The following is a 17,477-nucleotide window of genomic DNA, read 5'->3' on the forward strand; positions in this document are numbered from 1 at the left end:
TATCGGTTCGTTGTGCCGTCCCGGCCTTTGGCACGCTGAGCCTCGGACGCGGCTTGAGGGACGAGCTCGTCGCGCGCATGGATGGCTGAAGGCGCCATCCCCCAGGTGAATCGCCGACGTCCAGGCGGCGATTCACCTGGCGGATGGCAGCGGGTCGAAGCGTTTCCGTGCGGCGACGGCGCGTGGGTTCGGGATCTCCCGAACCGACCGCTACCGGAATTCTTCTCGGCCCGGCGGGTCACGTGGCCTGCGGCCAGTTGATGGCCGACCGCGATCCGGCGGCCCGAGACGGAGAGTACGTGGCATGAAAGCAGTCGAAATCCTGGTCGCCTCACCGCGTCCGGGCGGGAGGGCGTAACTGTGGCCACCGACAAGAACGACCTCGTTGGAGCGCTCCGGAAGTCGGTCAAGGAGACGGAACGCCTCCGTCGCCAGAACCAGGAACTGGTGGACCGGGCCAGTGAGCCCCTCGCGATCGTGGGCATGAGCTGCCGTTTCCCCGGCGGGGTGACGTCACCGGAGGAGCTGTGGGACCTGGTGGCGTCCGGCCGCGACGCGATCTCGGAGTTCCCGACCGACCGGGGCTGGGACCTGGACCACCTCTACGACCCCGACCCGGACCACCCCGGCACCGCCTACACCCGTGAGGGTGGCTTCGCCCCCCAGGTCGCCGACTTCGACGCCGACTTCTTCGGTGTCACGCCCCGGGAGGCCGTGGCCACGGACCCGCAGCAGCGGGTCCTGCTGGAGGGCACCTGGGAGGCCTTCGAGGACGCCGGCATCGACCCGACGACGCTGCGCGGCAGCGACACCGGCGTCTTCATCGGCACGATGTACTCCGACTACCAGGTCATCGCCGGAATGAGCGACCGGCGCGAGGAGATCGAGGGATACCTCATGATCTCCTCCGCGGCCAGCGTCGCCTCCGGCCGCATCAGCTACACGTTCGGCTTCGAGGGCCCCGCCGTCACCGTCGACACGGCGTGCTCGGCCTCACTGGTCGCCATCGCCCAGGCGTGCGCGTCCCTCCGGTCGCGGGAGTGCTCCCTCGCCGTCGCCGGCGGCGTCACGGTGCTGTCCCAGCCCAGCATCTTCGTCGAGTTCAGCCGCCAGCGCGCCATCTCGGCGGACGGCCGGTGCAAGGCGTACGGCGCCACCGCCGACGGCGTGGGCTGGGGCGAGGGATCGGGCCTGCTCCTGCTGGAGCGGTTGTCGGACGCACGCCGCAACGGCCACCGGATCCTGGGCCTGGTGCGGGGCGCCGCCGTGAACCAGGACGGCGCGAGCAACGGTCTGACGGCGCCGAACGGGCCCTCGCAGGAGCGGGTGATCCGGGCGGCCCTGGCCAACGCGGGGCTGCGCCCGTCCGACATCGACGCGGTCGAGGGCCATGGCACCGGCACGCGGCTCGGTGACCCGATCGAGGCCGAGGCCCTGCTGGCCACCTACGGCCGCGAGCGCACCGAGGGCCCGCTGTGGCTCGGCTCGGTGAAGTCCAACATCGGGCACACCCAAGCGGCCGCGGGAGCCGCCGGCGTCATCAAGATGGTGATGGCCATGCGGAACGGCGTGGTGCCTCCCACGCTGCACGCCGACGAGCCGTCGCCCCACGTGAACTGGTCCCCCGGGGCCATCAGGCTGCCGAACGAGGCACACGACTGGCCGGCGCCCGCGCGTCCGCGTCGGGCGGGCGTGTCCTCGTTCGGTATCAGCGGTACCAACGCGCACGTCATCGTGGAGGAGGCGCCCGCCGAGGAGGCGGCGCCGACCGAGACCCCCGAGGTCACGTCACCGGTGGTGCCGGTGCCGATCTCGGCGCGGAGTGAGGCGGCGTTGCGGGAGCAGGCCGACCGGGTGCGGGCGCTGTTGATCGCGCGGCCGGAGGTGTCGGTCGCGGACACGGCGTTCTCGGCCGCCACGACGCGGGCGCATCTGGAGCACCGTGCCGTCGTGGTCGCCACCGACCGCGGTGCCCTGCTCTCCGGTCTGGGGGCGCTCTCGGCGGGTGAGCCGTCGGAGTCCGTCGTCGAGGGCCGTGCTGTGGGTGGCAAGTCGGTGTTTGTGTTCCCGGGTCAGGGGGCGCAGTGGGTGGGTATGGCGGTGGAGTTGCTGGATGCTTCGCCGGTGTTCGCGGCGCGGTTGGCGGAGTGTGCGGAGGCGCTTTCGGGGTTTGTGGAGTGGTCGCTTGAGGATGTGTTGCGTGGGGTTGCGGGTGCGCCGTCGCTTGAGCGGGTGGATGTGGTGCAGCCTGCGTTGTGGGCGGTGATGGTGTCGTTGGCGGCGTTGTGGCGGTCCTTCGGTGTGGAGCCTTCCACTGTGGTGGGTCATTCGCAGGGTGAGATCGCTGCTGCGTGTGTGGCGGGTGGGTTGTCGTTGGAGGACGGTGCGCGGGTGGTGGCGTTGCGCAGCCGTCTGGTGTTGGAGCGGCTGGCCGGTCACGGCGGGATGATGTCGGTCTCGCTGCCGGTGGAGCGGGCGGAGGAGTTGCTCGCGTCGTATGCGGGCCGGGTGTCGGTCGCGGCGGTGAACAGTCCGGGTTCGGTGGTGGTCGCGGGTGATCCGGGCGCGTTGGACGAGCTGCAGGCCGTCTGTGAGGCGGACGGGGTGCGGGCCCGCCGGGTGGCGGTGGACTACGCCTCGCACACCGACCACGTGGAGGCGATCGAGGCGGAGTTGCTGGAGGCGCTGGCCCCGGTGACGCCGCAGTCGGGTCGGGTGCGCTTCTTCTCCTCGGTGGAGGGGCGGTTCATCGACACCGCGACGATGGACGCCGGGTACTGGTACCGGAACCTGCGGGGCCGGGTGGGCTTCGAGCCCGCCGTCCGGGCGTTGCTGGACCATGGTGCCGGGTGCTTCCTGGAGATGTCCCCGCACCCGGTGCTGACCATGGCCGTCGAGGAGACGGTCGAGGGTCGGGCGGCCACGGTGGGGTCCCTGCGGCGTGACGACGGCGGCCTGCGGCGGTTCGCGACCTCCCTGTCCGAGGCGCACACGGCCGGAGTGGCCGTCGACTGGGGGCCGCTCCACGCCGCCGGACGGCGGGTCGCGCTTCCCACGTACGCGTTTCAGCGGGAGCGGTTCTGGCTGTCCCCGAGCGGCAACCGGGCCGGTGACGCGTCGGCCGCCGGGCAGCGCCGGGTGGAGCACCCGGTGCTGGTCGCGGCCGTGCCGGTCGGCGACCGCGACGAGTGGGTCTACACCGGGCGCATCTCCCAGGAGGGCCAGCCCTGGACCCGCGACCACGCGGTGCTGGGCACCGTCCTCGTGCCGGGGACCGCACTCGTCGACCTGGCCCTGGCGGCGGGACGCGACCTGGGCTGCGCGGTGCTCGACGAGCTGGTGCTGGAAGCCCCGCTCGTGCTCGCCGACGCCGACGGCGCACAGGTCCAGGTGATCGTCGGCCCGGTCGACGCCGACGGTCACCGGGAAGTGGCGATCTACAGCCGCCCCGAGGGCGGCGAGGACGAGGAGCGGGAGGCGGTCTGCCACGGTCGCGGCCGACTGGCCGCCGAGGCGGCGCCCGCCGAGCCCTTCCCGGCGCAGTGGCCGCCCCCGGGCGCGGAGTCGGTGGCCGTGGGCGCGTTCTACGAGCGCATGGCGGACATCGGCCTCGACTACGGTCCCCTCTTCCAGGGCGTCCGGGCCGCGTGGCGGGTCGGCGACACGGTCTACACCGAGGTCGCGCTGCCCGAGGACGCCGGGACCGGGGGCCACGCCGTGCACCCGGCCCTGTTCGACGCGGCGCTGCACGGCGCGTTGCTGTCCAAGACGCCCGGCTCCTCGGTGGAGCTGCCGTTCTCCTGGTCCGGGGTGCGGCTCGGCCGCGCCGGAGCAGGCCGGGCGCGGGTACGGATCGCGCCCGCCGACGGCTCCGCCCTGCGGGTCGACGTCGTGGGCGAGGACGGGACGCCGGTCGCCGCCGTCGGCGCGCTCGGCCTCCGCCCCCTCGACCCGGCGCAGCTCGACGGCGCCCGGGGCACGAAGAACTCGCTGTTCCAGGTGGACTGGACGGAGCTCGCCGCCACCCCCTCGGTCCCCACACGGGTGCTGCGGCTCGGCGCCGAACACGCGGACCTGGACGCGCTGCACCAGGCGCTCTCCGAGGGCGCCGAGGCGCCGGACCTGGTGCTCGCCGAGGTCGACGCCTCGCCCGGCCGTCCGGACGAGGCGGCCCGCGCCGTGGCGGCCGACGCGCTGACGCTGGTGCAGCGGTGGCTGGCCCTGGAGTGGCCCGGCGAGCCCCGGCTGGCCGTCGTGACCCGGGGCGCGGTCGCCGCCGGGGACGAGTCGCCGGATGTGGCGACGTCCCCGGTGTGGGGCCTGGTGCGCAGTGCGCAGTCCGAACACCCCGGCCGGATCCTGCTGGTGGACCTGGACGAGGGCGACGAGCCCGACTGGGGCGGGCTGCTGGCCCTGGACGAGCCGCAGCTCGCGGTGCGGGACGGCCGGACGCTGGCGCCCCGGCTGGCGCGGGTCCCCGGCGGCACACCCGACGGGGCGTGGCGGCTCGGCACCGTCCGGAAGGGCTCGCTGGAGGACCTGGCGGTCATGCCCTCCGAGGGCGACCGTCCGCTGGGCGTCGGCGAGGTCCGGATCGGGGTGCGGGCCGCGGGTCTGAACTTCCGCGACGTGCTGATCGCACTCGGCATGTACCCCGGAGACGCGCCGCTGGGCAGCGAGGCGGCGGGCGTCGTGCTCGACGTGGGCTCCGGAGTGACGGACCTGCGGCCGGGGGACCGGGTCTTCGGCCTGGTCACCGACGCGTTCGGCCCGGTGGCCGTGGCCGACCGCCGCACGCTGGTGCCGATGCCGGACTGCCTCGGCTTCACCGAGGCCGCCGCCGTGCCGGTGGTGTACCTGACCGCCTACTACGGGCTGGTCGACCTCGCGGGTCTGCGCTCCGGGGAGCGGCTGCTGGTGCACGCCGCCGCCGGTGGCGTCGGCATGGCCGCCGTGCAGCTGGCGCGGCACTTCGGCGCCGAGGTGTTCGCCACCGCGAGCCCGGCCAAGTGGGAGGCGGTGCGTGCCCTGGGCGTCGCCGCCGAACGCATCGCGTCCTCACGCGACCTGGAGTTCCGGCAGACGTTCCTGGGCGCGACCGACGGCGCCGGGATGGACGTCGTCCTGGACGCGCTCGCCGGTGAGTTCGTCGACGCCTCCCTGGAGTTGCTCCCGCGAGGCGGCCGGTTCATCGAGATGGGCAAGACCGACATCCGGGACCCGGAGGCCGTCGCGGAGTCCCACCCCGGAGTCCGGTACCGCTCCTACGACCTCATGGAGGCCGGCCCCGAGCGCATCCAGGAGATGCTGACGGAGATCTCCGCGCTCTTCGAGCAGGGTGTCCTGACGCCGTCCCCGATCCGGGCCTGGGACGTGCGGCGTGGCCGCGAGGCGTTCCGCTTCCTGCGCGAGGGCCGCAACGTCGGCAAGGTCGTGCTGACCGTTCCGGCACCGCTGGACCCGGAGGGCACCGTACTGATCACCGGCGGTACCGGCGGCCTGGGCGCGCTCTTCGCGCGGCACCTGGTCGAGCGGCACGGGGCGCGGCGGCTGCTGCTGGTCAGCCGCCGTGGGCCCGCCGCCGCAGGGGTGGCCGAGCTGGTGGCCGACCTGGAGGGCCGTGGTGCCGACGTCCGGGTCGCGGCCTGCGACGTCGCGGTCCGGGAGCAGGTGGCCGAGCTGCTCGGTTCGCTGGACCGGCCGCTGACCGCCGTCCTGCACTCCGCCGGCCTCCTCGACGACGCCGTCATCGAGTCCCTGACGCCGGAACAGGTCGACCGGGTGATGCGCCCGAAGCTCGACGCGGCGTGGAACCTGCACGAGCTGACGGCCGGGATGGACCTGTCCGCGTTCGTGCTGTTCTCCTCGGCCGCCGCCCAGCTCGGCAATCCGGGGCAGGCGAACTACGCGGCCGCGAACGCCGCCGTGGACGCGCTCGCCCACCTGCGCCGAGCGGCCGGGCTGCCCGGCACGGCGCTGGCCTGGGGTCTGTGGGCCGACTCCACGGGCATGACCGGCGAGTTGGACGAGGCGGACCTCGCCCGGATGCGGCGGACCGGCGTCGGCGCGCTCTCCGCCGAACTCGGCCTGGAGCTGTTCGACGAGAGCCTCGGCTCGGACTCGGCCCTGCTGGTGCCGGTGCAGCTGGACCCCGTCGCGCTGCGGACGCAGGCCCGCGACGGCATGCTGCCGGCCCTGCTGCGCGGCCTGGCCCGCACCCCGGCCCGGCGGTCCGGTGCCGTGGGCGGGTCGCTGGCCGAACGGCTCGCGGGCGTCGCCGAGCTGGACCGCGAGGACGTCGTCCTGGAGCTGGTGCAGACGCAGGTCGCGGCCGTGCGGGGCAACGCCTCCGGAGCCGAGGTCGACCCCGACCGGCCGTTCAAGGAGCTGGGCTTCGACTCCCTGGCGGCGGTGGAACTGCGCAACCGCCTGAGCCGGAGCACCGGCCTGCGGCTGCCCGCCACGCTCGTCTTCGACCACCCGACCTCGACGCAGGTCGCGCGGTTGCTCCTCAAGGAGGTCGGCGGGGACGCCGGCGGGGCGGCGGCGCAGGAGCAGCGCTCGCCGTTCGACGAGCAGCTCCGAGGGCTGGAGGAACTCCTCATCCGGGTCGCCGAGGACGAGAGCGGGCTGGCCGAGATCGAGCCGCGGCTGCGCTACCTGAGCAACCGCATGCGTGCCGTGCTCAGCCGCGTCGACGGCGGGACCGGCGAGGAAGCGGCGGAAGCGGACGACGGCCTGGACGTGGTGTCCGACGACGAGATGTTTGATCTGATCGACAAGGAGCTCGGGTCGGCATGAACGCCCACACGGACGAGCAGAAGCTGCGCACCTACCTCAAGAAGGTCACCACCGAGCTGCGGACGGCCAACCGCCGGGTGCGGGAGCTGGAGGACCGCGACACCGAGCCGCTGGCCATCGTCGGCATGAGCTGCCGGTACCCGGGCGGGGTGACGTCGCCGGACGAGCTGTGGAAGCTGGTCGAGTCCGGGACGGACGCGATGACGGCCTTCCCCACCGACCGCGGCTGGGACCTGGGGCGGCTGCACGGCGGCGACGCCGAGCAGCCGGGCACGGTGTCCACCCGGGCCGGCGGTTTCGTCGACGGCGTCGGCGACTTCGACGCCGACTTCTTCGGGATCAGCCCGCGCGAGGCGCTGGCGATCGACCCGATGCAGCGGCTGGCGCTGGAAGGGGCCTGGGAGGCGTTCGAGAACGCCGGGATCGACCCGACGTCCCTGCGCGGCACCGACACCGGTGTCTTCTGCGGCGCGGTCACCTCGGACTACGGCGGCGCGGGACGGCCCGAGCTGGAGGGCTTCCGGCTGAGCGGCACCCAGAGCAGCGTGATCTCCGGACGGATCGCCTACAACCTGGGTCTTGAGGGCCCGGCCGTCACCGTGGACACGGCCTGCTCCTCCTCGCTCGTCTCGATCCACCTGGCCGCGCAGGCGCTGCGGGCGGGGGAGTGCTCGATGGCGCTCGTCGGCGGGGTCACGGTGATCGCCGGCCCGTTCCTGTTCCTCGAGTTCAGCCGCCAGCGCGGCCTGGCCCCCGACGGCCGGTGCAAGGCCTACGCGGCCTCCGCCGACGGCACCGGCTTCGCCGACGGCATCGGCCTGCTCGTCGTCGAACGGCTCTCCGACGCCCGCCGCAACGGGCACCGGGTCCTCGCGGTCGTGCGGGGCAGCGCCGTCAACCAGGACGGCGCCAGCAACGGTCTGACGGCGCCGAACGGGCCCTCGCAGGAGCGGGTGATCCGGGCGGCCCTGGCCAACGCGGGCCTGAGCGCGGCCGAGGTCGACGCCGTCGAGGGCCACGGCACGGGGACGACCCTGGGCGACCCGATCGAGGCCCGGGCGCTGCTCGCGACCTACGGCGGCGAGCGGACCGACGATCCGCTGTTCCTCGGGTCGATCAAGTCGAACATCGGACACACCTCGGCCGCCGCCGGCGTCGCCGGTGTGATCAAGATGGTGCAGGCCATGCGCCACGGCGTGCTGCCGTCGACCCTGCACGTGGACGAGCCGTCCCCGCACGTCGACTGGAACGCGGGCCGCGTCGAGCTGCTGACCGACCGGCGCCCCTGGGCCACGCCCTCGGGCCGTCCCCGGCGGGCCGGTGTGTCGTCGTTCGGCATCAGCGGCACCAACGCGCACGTGATCCTGGAGGAGGTGCCCGCCGAGGCGGCGGCGCCCGGCGAGGACGTCCGGCCCCCGGCGGCCGTCCCGGTGCTGCTGTCCGGCCGCGGCACGGCGGCCCTGCGCGCGCAGGCGGAGCGGCTGCGCGCACACCTGGCCGACCGTCCCGAGCTGACCCCGGCCGACGTCGGCCACGCCACGGCGACGACGAGGGCGCTGCTGGACGACCGGGCGGTCGTCGTCGCCTCGAACCGGGACGAGCTGTTCGCCGGTCTGGCGGCCGTCGCCGCAGAGGAGCCCGGGGGCCGGGCCGTCGGCGGCAGGACGGCGTTCCTGTTCACCGGACAGGGCTCGCAGCGCGCCCGGATGGGTCTGGAACTGGCCGAGGAGTTCCCCCGGTTCGCCGAGGCGTTGGACGAGGTCTGCGCCGAGTTGGACCCGCTGCTGGGCCGCCCGGTGCGGGAACTGCTGGCCACCGAGGACGGCAGCCTGGACGCCACGGAGTACACCCAGGCCGCCCTGTTCGCGGTCGAGGTGGCGCTGTTCCGGCTGGTCGAGTCGCTGGGCCCGCGGCCCGACCACCTCATCGGGCATTCGGTGGGCGAACTGGCGGCGGCCCACGTGGCCGGCGTGCTGTCGCTGCGCGACGCCTGCACGCTCGTGGCCGCGCGCGGCCGGCTGATGGGCGCGCTCCCGGCGGGCGGCGCGATGGTGGCCGTCCAGGCCGACGCGGCCGAGGTCGCCGCGTCCCTGACCGGCTTCGAGGGCCGGCTGGAGATCGCCGCCGTCAACGGCCCGCGCGCCGTGGTCGTCTCCGGCGACGCCGACGCCGTCGAGGAGTGGCTGCCGGGCTGGGAGGGACGCAAGACCTCCCGGCTCCGGGTGTCGCACGCCTTCCACTCGCCCCGCATGGAACCGATGCTGGCCGAGTTCGAAGCGGTCGCCCGGGGGTTGGAGTTCCACGCGCCGACCATCCCGATCGTGTCCAACGTGACCGGTGAGCCCGTCTCCGCGTTCGACGCGGCGTACTGGGTGCGGCACGTCCGGCAGGCCGTCCGGTTCGCCGACGGCATCGCGACGCTGTGGGACCTGGGCGTCCGCCGCTTCCTGGAGTTGGGGCCGGACGCGGTCCTGACCGCCATGGCGCGCCAGTGCCTCGACGCGCGGCCCGACCAGGGCGCCGCCGCTGTGCTCCTCCCCGCCCTGCGCGCCCGGCACCCCGAGGCGGCGACCTTCGCCGGCTTCCTCGGCCGGGCCCACGCCGCCGGTGCCGCCGTGGACTGGGCGGAGTTCTACCGGAACAGCGGCGCCCGGACGGTGGACCTGCCGACCTACGCGTTCCAGCGCGAGCGCTACTGGATGAACCCCGGCACCGGCCCCACGGACGTGACCGCCGCCGGGCTCAGCGCCGTCACGCACCCGATCCTGGCCGGCGCGGTGCGGATCGGCGACCGCGACGAGTGGCTGTTCACCGGTCGGCTGTCCACCGAGACCCAGCCGTGGGCCGCCGAGCACCTGCTCCTCGGCACGATGGTCGTGCCCGGCACCGGGCTCGTCGAACTCGCCCTCGCCGCCGGACGACAGACGGGGGCCCCGACGCTGGACGAGCTCGTGCTGGAGGCGCCCCTGATCCTGGCGGAGGGGCTCGCCCTCCAGGTCCAGGTCACGGTGGGGCAGCCGACCGACGACGGTCGTCGGGACGTCGCCGTCCACACCCGCCCCGAATCCGGCGGTGACGCGGTCTGCCACGCACGCGGCGTGCTCGCCCCGGAGACGGCCCCGGTGGGTGACTTCCCGGCGCAGTGGCCGCCCGCGGGCGCGGAACCCGTCGCCGTCGACGCGCTGTACGGCGACCTGGCCGCCATCGGCTACGACTACGGCCCCGCCTTCCAGGGCGTGCGGGCCGCGTGGCGGGACGGCGACACCTCCTACGCCGAGGTCGAACTGCCCGACGGCACCGAGGCCGCCGGGTTCGGCATCCACCCGGCGCTGTTCGACGCCGCCCTGCAGAGCGGCGTCGGCCTGGTGACCGGCGGCGAGAGCGGCGAGCACCGCATGCCGTTCAGCTGGACCGGCGTCCGGCTCGACCGCCCGGGCGCCACCCGCCTGCGCGTCCGCTCGGTCGCCGCGGGCGACAGCGCGCTCCACCTGGACGCCGTCGACGAGTCCGGCGCGCCGGTCGTCACGATCGGCTCCCTCGTGGTCCGCCCGGTCGAGCAGGCCCGGCTCGACGGCGCCCAGCGCGGCGCCCACCACGCGCTCCACGGGCTGACCTGGACGCCGGTCGCCGCCGAGCCGGTCCCCGCCGGGGCCACCGGCGCGGCGGCGGAGATCGCGGTCCTCGGGACGCACGGACCCACCGAGCTGGACGCCGACCTGGACGCCGTTCTGGAACAGGCGTCGGCCGACGACACCGGCCTCCCCGACGCCGTCGTGGTGCCCGTCGCCGCCCTCGGGCGGGGTGAGCGCCCGGCGATGGACCCGGCCGAGGCGGCGCGCGGCCTCGTGCCGAACGCCCTCGCCCTGGTGCGGCGCTGGATCACCGACGAGCGGCTGAGTGCGACGCGCCTGGTGCTCGCCACCGAGGGCGCCGTCGCCCCCGACGACGCCGAGACGCCCGACGTCGCCCAGGCCGCGCTGTGGGGCCTGCTGCGCAGCGCGCAGTCCGAACACCCGGGCCGGTTCGTCCTGGTCGACGTCGAGACCGCCGGGGACCACCCGGACTGGCGCGCCGTCCTCGACGCGGAGGAGCCCCAACTCGCCGTGCGTGCGGGTCGGATGCTCGCACCCCGGCTGACCCGGGTCACCCCTGCCGACAGCGCGGGCGCGGAGCTCGACGGGACCGTTCTGATCACCGGAGGCACCGGCGGGCTGGGCGCGCTCATCGCGCGCCACCTGGCAGAACGCCACGGGGCCCGGGACCTGCTCCTGGTGAGCCGCCGGGGACCCGCGGCCGAGGGCGTCGACGACCTGGTCGCCGAGCTGGAGGCACACGGCGCCCACACCCGCGTCGCGGCCTGCGACGTGGCCGACCGGGACCAGCTCGCGGCCCTACTGGGCTCGTTGGACGGTCCGTTGTCGGGTGTGGTGCATGCGGCCGGTGTGTTGGACGACGGTGTGGTGGAGTCGTTGACGCCGGAGCAGGTGGACCGGGTGATGCGGCCGAAGCTGGACGCGGCGTGGCATCTGCACGAGTTGACGGCCGGGACGGAGTTGTCGGCGTTCGTGCTGTTCTCGTCGGTCGCGGCGCTGCTCGGTAGTCCGGGGCAGGCGAACTACGCGGCCGCGAACGCCTCGTTGGACGCGCTCGCGCAGCTGCGGCGGGCGTCCGGCCTGCCCGCGACGTCCCTGGCCTGGGGCCTGTGGGCCGAACAGCGCGGCATGGCGGGCTCGCTGGACGAGACCGACCGCGCGCGGCTGGAACGCACCGGGGTCGGCGCGCTCTCCGACGACCTGGGGCTCGCACTCTTCGACCAGGCTCTGCGCGCCGACGCGGCGTTGCTGGCCCCGGTGCGGCTGGACCCGGCCGCGCTACGCGACCAGGCCCGCGCCGGGACGCTGCCCGCCCTGCTGCGCGGCCTCGTCCGCATGCCGGCCCGGCGGGGCGACTCCGGATCGCTGGCCCAGCGCCTGGCCACGGTCCCCGAGACCGACCGCGAGCGGGTGGCCGGGGACTTCGTGCTGCACCACGTCGCGGCGGTACTCGGTCACGCTTCGGCGACCGCCATCGACCCGGAGCGGTCGTTCAAGGATCTCGGCTTCGACTCCCTCGGCGCGGTGGAACTGCGCAACCGGCTCACCCAGAGCGGCGGAGTGCGGCTCCCCGCGACGCTGATCTTCGACCACCCGACCCCGGCGGCCGTCGTCCGACTGCTGCTCACCGAGGTCGCCCCGGCCGCCGCCGAGGCGCGGCCCGTGGCGGGGCCCCGGCACACGGCACCGGCCGACGAGCCGCTGGCGATCGTGGGCATGAGCTGCCGCTACCCCGGCGGCGTGACCTCGCCCGAGGAGCTGTGGGAGCTGGTGGCCTCGGGGCGCGACGCCATCAGCGGGCTGCCCACCGACCGGGGCTGGGACGTCGAACGGCTCTACGACCCCGACCCGGACCACGAGGGCACGGTCTACACCCGAGGCGGCGGATTCCTGCGCCGCCCGGGCGACTTCGACGCCGCGTTCTTCGGCATCAGCCCGCGCGAGGCCCTCGCCATGGACCCGCAGCAGCGGCTGATCCTCGAGTCGGCCTGGGAGGCGTTCGAGGACGCGGGCATCGACCCGACGTCCCTGCGCGGCAGCGACACCGGCGTGTACTGCGGCGCCGTGACGACCGACTACGCCGGCATGACGTCCTCGGAGCTGGAGGGCTACCGACTGACGGGCACCACGACCAGCGTCCTGTCCGGCCGGATCTCCTACACCCTCGGGCTGGAGGGGCCGTCCACCTCGGTGGACACGGCGTGCTCCTCGTCGGCGGTCGCGCTGCACCTGGCCGCCCAGGCCGTCCGCTCCGGCGAGTGCTCCATGGCCCTGGCCGGCGGGGTGACGCTGATGGCCGGCCCCTACCTGCTCACCGAGTTCAGCCGCCAGCGGGCGCTGTCGCCGGACGGACGGTGCCGGGCGTACTCGGCCTCGGCGGACGGCACGGGGTTCGCGGAGGGCGTCGGTCTGGTCGTGTTGGAGCGGTTGTCGGAGGCGCGGCGCAAGGGGCACCGGGTGTTGGCGGTGCTGCGGGGCAGTGCGGTGAATCAGGACGGTGCGAGCAACGGTCTGACGGCGCCGAACGGTCCGTCGCAGGAGCGGGTGATTCGGCAGGCGTTGGCGAACGCGGGTCTGGGCACCTCCGATGTGGACGTGGTGGAGGGTCACGGCACGGGGACGAAGCTGGGTGACCCGATCGAGGCGCAGGCGCTGTTGGCGACCTACGGCCGGGACCGCAACGGTGAGCCGCTGCGGTTGGGTTCGATCAAGTCCAACATCGGCCACACGTCGGCGGCCGCCGGTGTGGCGGGCGTCATCAAGATGGTGCAGGCCATGCGCCACGGGGTGCTGCCGCGGACGTTGCACGTCGATGCGCCGTCTCCGCATGTGGACTGGGAGTCGGGTGCGGTGGAGCTGTTGGCGGAGGCGCGGGAGTGGCCCGCGTCGGGTCGTCCGCGTCGGGCGGCGGTGTCGTCGTTCGGTGTCAGTGGCACCAACGCGCACGTGATCCTGGAGGAGGCCCCCGCCGAGGAGCGGGCTTCGACAGCGGACGGTTCGGTCGCGCCCTCGGTGGTGCCCGTCGTGGTGTCGGCGCGTGGCGAAGCGGCCCTGCGGGCCCAGGCCGAGCGGTTGCGTGCGCAGGTGGCGACGCGGCCGGAGCTTCCGCTGGTGGACGTCGGCTTCTCGGCGGCGTTGTCCCGGGCGCATCTGGAGCATCGTGCGGCGGTGGTGGCCGCTGATCGGGATGAGTTGCTGGCCGGGCTGGCTTCGTTGGCGGCGGGTGAGCCGTCGGAGCTGGTGGTCGAAGGACGGCAGCTGGCGGGGAAGTCGGTGTTTGTGTTCCCGGGGCAGGGGGCGCAGTGGGTGGGTATGGCGGTGGAGTTGCTGGATGCTTCGCCGGTGTTCGCGGCGCGGTTGGCGGAGTGTGCGGAGGCGCTTTCGGGGTTTGTGGAGTGGTCGCTTGAGGATGTGTTGCGTGGGGTTGCGGGTGCGCCGTCGCTTGAGCGGGTGGATGTGGTGCAGCCCGCTCTGTGGGCGGTGATGGTGTCGCTGGCGGCGTTGTGGCGGTCCTTCGGTGTGGAGCCCTCCGCGGTGGTGGGTCATTCGCAGGGGGAGATCGCCGCTGCCTGTGTGGCGGGTGGGTTGTCGTTGGAGGACGGTGCGCGGGTGGTGGCGTTGCGCAGCCGTCTGGTGTTGGAGCGGCTGGCCGGTCACGGCGGGATGATGTCGGTCTCGCTGCCGGTGGAGCGGGCGGAGGAACTGCTCGCGTCGTATGCGGGCCGGGTGTCCGTCGCGGCGGTGAACAGTCCGGGTTCGGTGGTGGTCGCCGGTGATCCGGGCGCGTTGGACGAGCTGCAGGCCGACTGTGAGGCGGACGGGGTGCGGGCCCGCCGGGTGGCGGTGGACTACGCCTCCCACACCGACCACGTCGAGGCGATCGAGGCGGAGCTGCTGGAGGCGCTGGCCCCGGTGACGCCGCAGTCGGGTCGGGTGCGCTTCTTCTCCTCGGTGGAGGGGCGGTTCATCGACACCGCGACGATGGACGCCGGGTACTGGTACCGCAACCTGCGGGGCCGGGTCGGCTTCGAACCCGCCGTCCGCGCCCTGCTCGACCACGGCACCGGGTGCTTCCTGGAGATGTCCCCGCACCCGGTGCTGACCATGGCCGTCGAGCAGACCGCCCAGGCCCACGGCGCGGAGGACCGCGTGGGTGTGGTCGGCTCCCTGCGCCGGGACGACGGCGGGATGCGCCGCTTCGTCACCTCCCTGTCCGAGGCCCACACCGCCGGAGTGGCCGTCGACTGGGCGGCGTACTACGCCGACACCGGCGCCCAGCGCGTCCCCCTGCCCACCTACGCCTTCCAGCACGAGTGGTTCTGGCTCACGCCGGGGGTCCGCTCGGCGGACGCCACGGCTGCCGGGCTCGGTCGGGTCGACCACCCGGTGCTCGCTGCGGCGGCACGGATCGGCGACCGCGACGAGTGGCTGTTCAGCGGCCGCCTGTCGATCGACGCCCAGCCGTGGACGCGTGACCACATCGTGTTCGGCATGGTGCTGGTCCCCGGTGCGGCGCTGGTCGAGATGGCGCTGACCGCCGGGCGCGAGGTCGGCTGCCCGGTCGTGGACGAGCTCGTGATCGAGTCCCCGCTGCTGCTGGACGAGGACGCGACGGTGCAGGTGCAGGTCACCGCCGGGGCGGCCGGGGAGGACGGCCGCCGCGAGGTCGCCGTCTTCACCCGCCCCGAGAGCGTCGACGACGACGGACCGGGCGAGGCCACCTGCCATGGCCGGGGCTGGCTGGCCGCGGAGGGCGAGCCGGTGACGGCGTCGCCGGTGCAGTGGCCGCCTGCGGGAGCCGAACCGATCGACGTGGACGAGCTGTACCGGCGGGTGAACAAGCACGCGCACCTGACCGACGCCGGTTTCGACTACGGTCCCGCGTTCCGGGCCGTCCAGTCGGCCTGGCAGGTCGGGGACGACGTGTGCACCGAACTGGTGCTGCCCGAGGTCGCGGGCTCCGCGCAGGGCTTCGCCGTCCACCCGGCGCTGCTCGACTCGGCGCTGCACGGTGGGTTGGGCATGCTCTACCGCCCCGGCTCCGAGGGCGGGTTGCCGTTTTCCTGGTCCGGCATTCGGCTGGAGAGCTCCGGGAGCACCCGGCTGCGGGTGCGGGTCGGGTTGGCCGACGAGACCGCGCTGCGGCTGGAGATCTCCGGCGAGGACGGCACCCCGGTCGCGGCGGTGTCCCGGATGGACGTCCGTCCGGTCGAACAGGCGCAGCTCGAAGCCGCGCGGCGGAGCGGTCGCCGGTCGCTGCACCGGATCGACTGGGTGGACGTCCCCGCCGGTACGGCGACGTCCGCGCACGTCGCGGTGCTCGGTGAGCTCGGCGTGCCGGGCGATCGCTACGCCGATCTGGCCGACCTGGAGAAGGCGATCGCCGAGGGCGCGACCGCACCGGACGTCGTCGTGACCGCCGTGGAGACGGCGGCCGGGGCCGGTGATCCGGCCGCGTGCGCACGGGCGACGGCGCTGCGCGCGTTGACGCTCGTCCAGCGCTGGGTGGCCAGCGAGCCGCTGCGCGAGGCGCGGCTGATGGTCGTGACGCGGGGCGCGGTCGCCGTCCGGGACGAGACGCCCGAGCTTGCGCAGGCACCCGTGTGGGGTCTGGTCCACAGCGCCCAGTCGGAGCACCCGGACCGCTTCACCCTGATCGACTACGACGGGGGCGGCGTACCCGACTGGGGCGCGCTGCTCGACCTGGAGGAGCCGCAGGTCGCGGTCCGCGAGGGCCGGTTGCTGGCGCCGCGCCTGGGCCGGGCCGCCGTCGGCGAGCCGCCCACGGTCGACACCGGGGGCGCGGTCCTGGTCACCGGTGGCACGGGCGGGCTGGGCGCGCTGTTCGCGCGGCACCTGGTGGAGCGGCACGGCGTCAAGCGTCTGGTGCTGGTGAGCCGCCGGGGTCCGGCGGCCGACGGCGTCGGTGAGCTGGTGGCGGACCTGGAGGCACGGGGCGCCGAGGTCCGGGTCGCGGCGTGCGACGTGGCAGACCGGCACCGACTGACGGCACTGTTCGAGTCGTTGGACGGTCCGTTGTCGGGTGTGGTGCATGCGGCCGGTGTGTTGGACGACGGTGTGGTGGAGTCGTTGACGCCGGAGCAGGTGGACCGGGTGATGCGGCCGAAGCTGGACGCGGCGTGGTACCTGCACGAGTTGACGGCCGGGATGGAGTTGTCGGCGTTCGTGCTGTTCTCGTCCGTCGCGCCGTTGATCGGTAGTCCGGGGCAGGCGAACTACGCGGCGGCGAACGCCTCGTTGGACGCGCTCGCGCAGCTGCGGCGGGTGTCCGGCCTGCCCGCGACGTCCCTCGCCTGGGGCCTGTGGGCGAACACCGCCGGCATGGCGGGCGACCTGGGCGAGGCGGAGCTGGCCAGGCTGGAGCGCATGGGCGCGGTGCCGCTCTCCGACGACGAGGGGCTGGCGCTGTTCGACCAGTCGCTCGGAGCGGACACGGCGCTGCTGGCGCCCGTGCGGCTCGACCCGGCCGCGCTGCGGGTGCAGGCCCGGGCCGGGATGCTGCCCGCCCTGCTGCGCGGCCTGGCCAGGGTGCCGACCCGCCCGGCGGAGCCGGCGGGTGGGTCGTTGGCGGTGCGGCTCGCCGAGGTCGGCGAGGCGGAGCGCGAGCAGGTCCTGCTGGATCTGGTCCTCACGCAGGCGGCGGCCGTCCTCGGCCATGACGGGGGCGCCGCGATCGGTGCGGAGCGGCCCTTCAAGGACCTCGGTTTCGACTCGCTCGGTGCCGTGGGACTGCGCAACCGGCTGACCCAGGCCACCGGCGTCCGGCTCCCCGCGACGCTGATCTTCGACCACCCGACCCCGGCGGCCGTCGCCCGGCTGCTGCTGACCGAACTCGGCGGGGGCGAGGCGGAGCCGTCCCTCGACGCCGAACTCAACAAGCTCGAGAACCTGCTGGCCGAGGCGGCGACGGAGGAGAAGCAGCGGGTCGCCGGACGGCTGCGCACGCTGGCCGCGGCCCTCGCGGGCACCGGCCAGAGCACGAGCGGGCGGATCGAGGCCGCCGAATCCGTGGACGAAGTCTTCAGCCTGATCGACGCGGAGTTCGGTGAGGCATGACGAGGG

The 17,477-nt window shown here is 74.5% G+C and carries 2 protein-coding genes; both read left to right on the top strand.

Going from position 1 to position 17,477, the window contains the following annotated elements; genetic code table 11:
• The first annotated feature begins 360 nt into the window (after positions 1–360).
• Positions 361–6,801 (top strand): SDR family NAD(P)-dependent oxidoreductase, encoded by a 6,441-nt coding sequence (locus V6D49_RS15470; RefSeq protein WP_340560317.1) that lies wholly within the window; start codon positions 361–363, stop codon positions 6,799–6,801.
• The gene (locus V6D49_RS15475; protein ID WP_340560318.1) at positions 6,798–17,471 is read left to right on the top strand and encodes a type I polyketide synthase; all 10,674 of its coding nucleotides are present in this window, start codon (positions 6,798–6,800) and stop codon (positions 17,469–17,471) included. Before V6D49_RS15470 ends, V6D49_RS15475 begins: the two co-directional genes overlap by 4 nt.
• Positions 17,472–17,477: the final 6 nt, after the last annotated feature.

The sequence above is a fragment of the Streptomyces sp. GSL17-111 genome, from assembly GCF_037911585.1.
GTDB lineage: Bacteria > Actinomycetota > Actinomycetes > Streptomycetales > Streptomycetaceae > Streptomyces.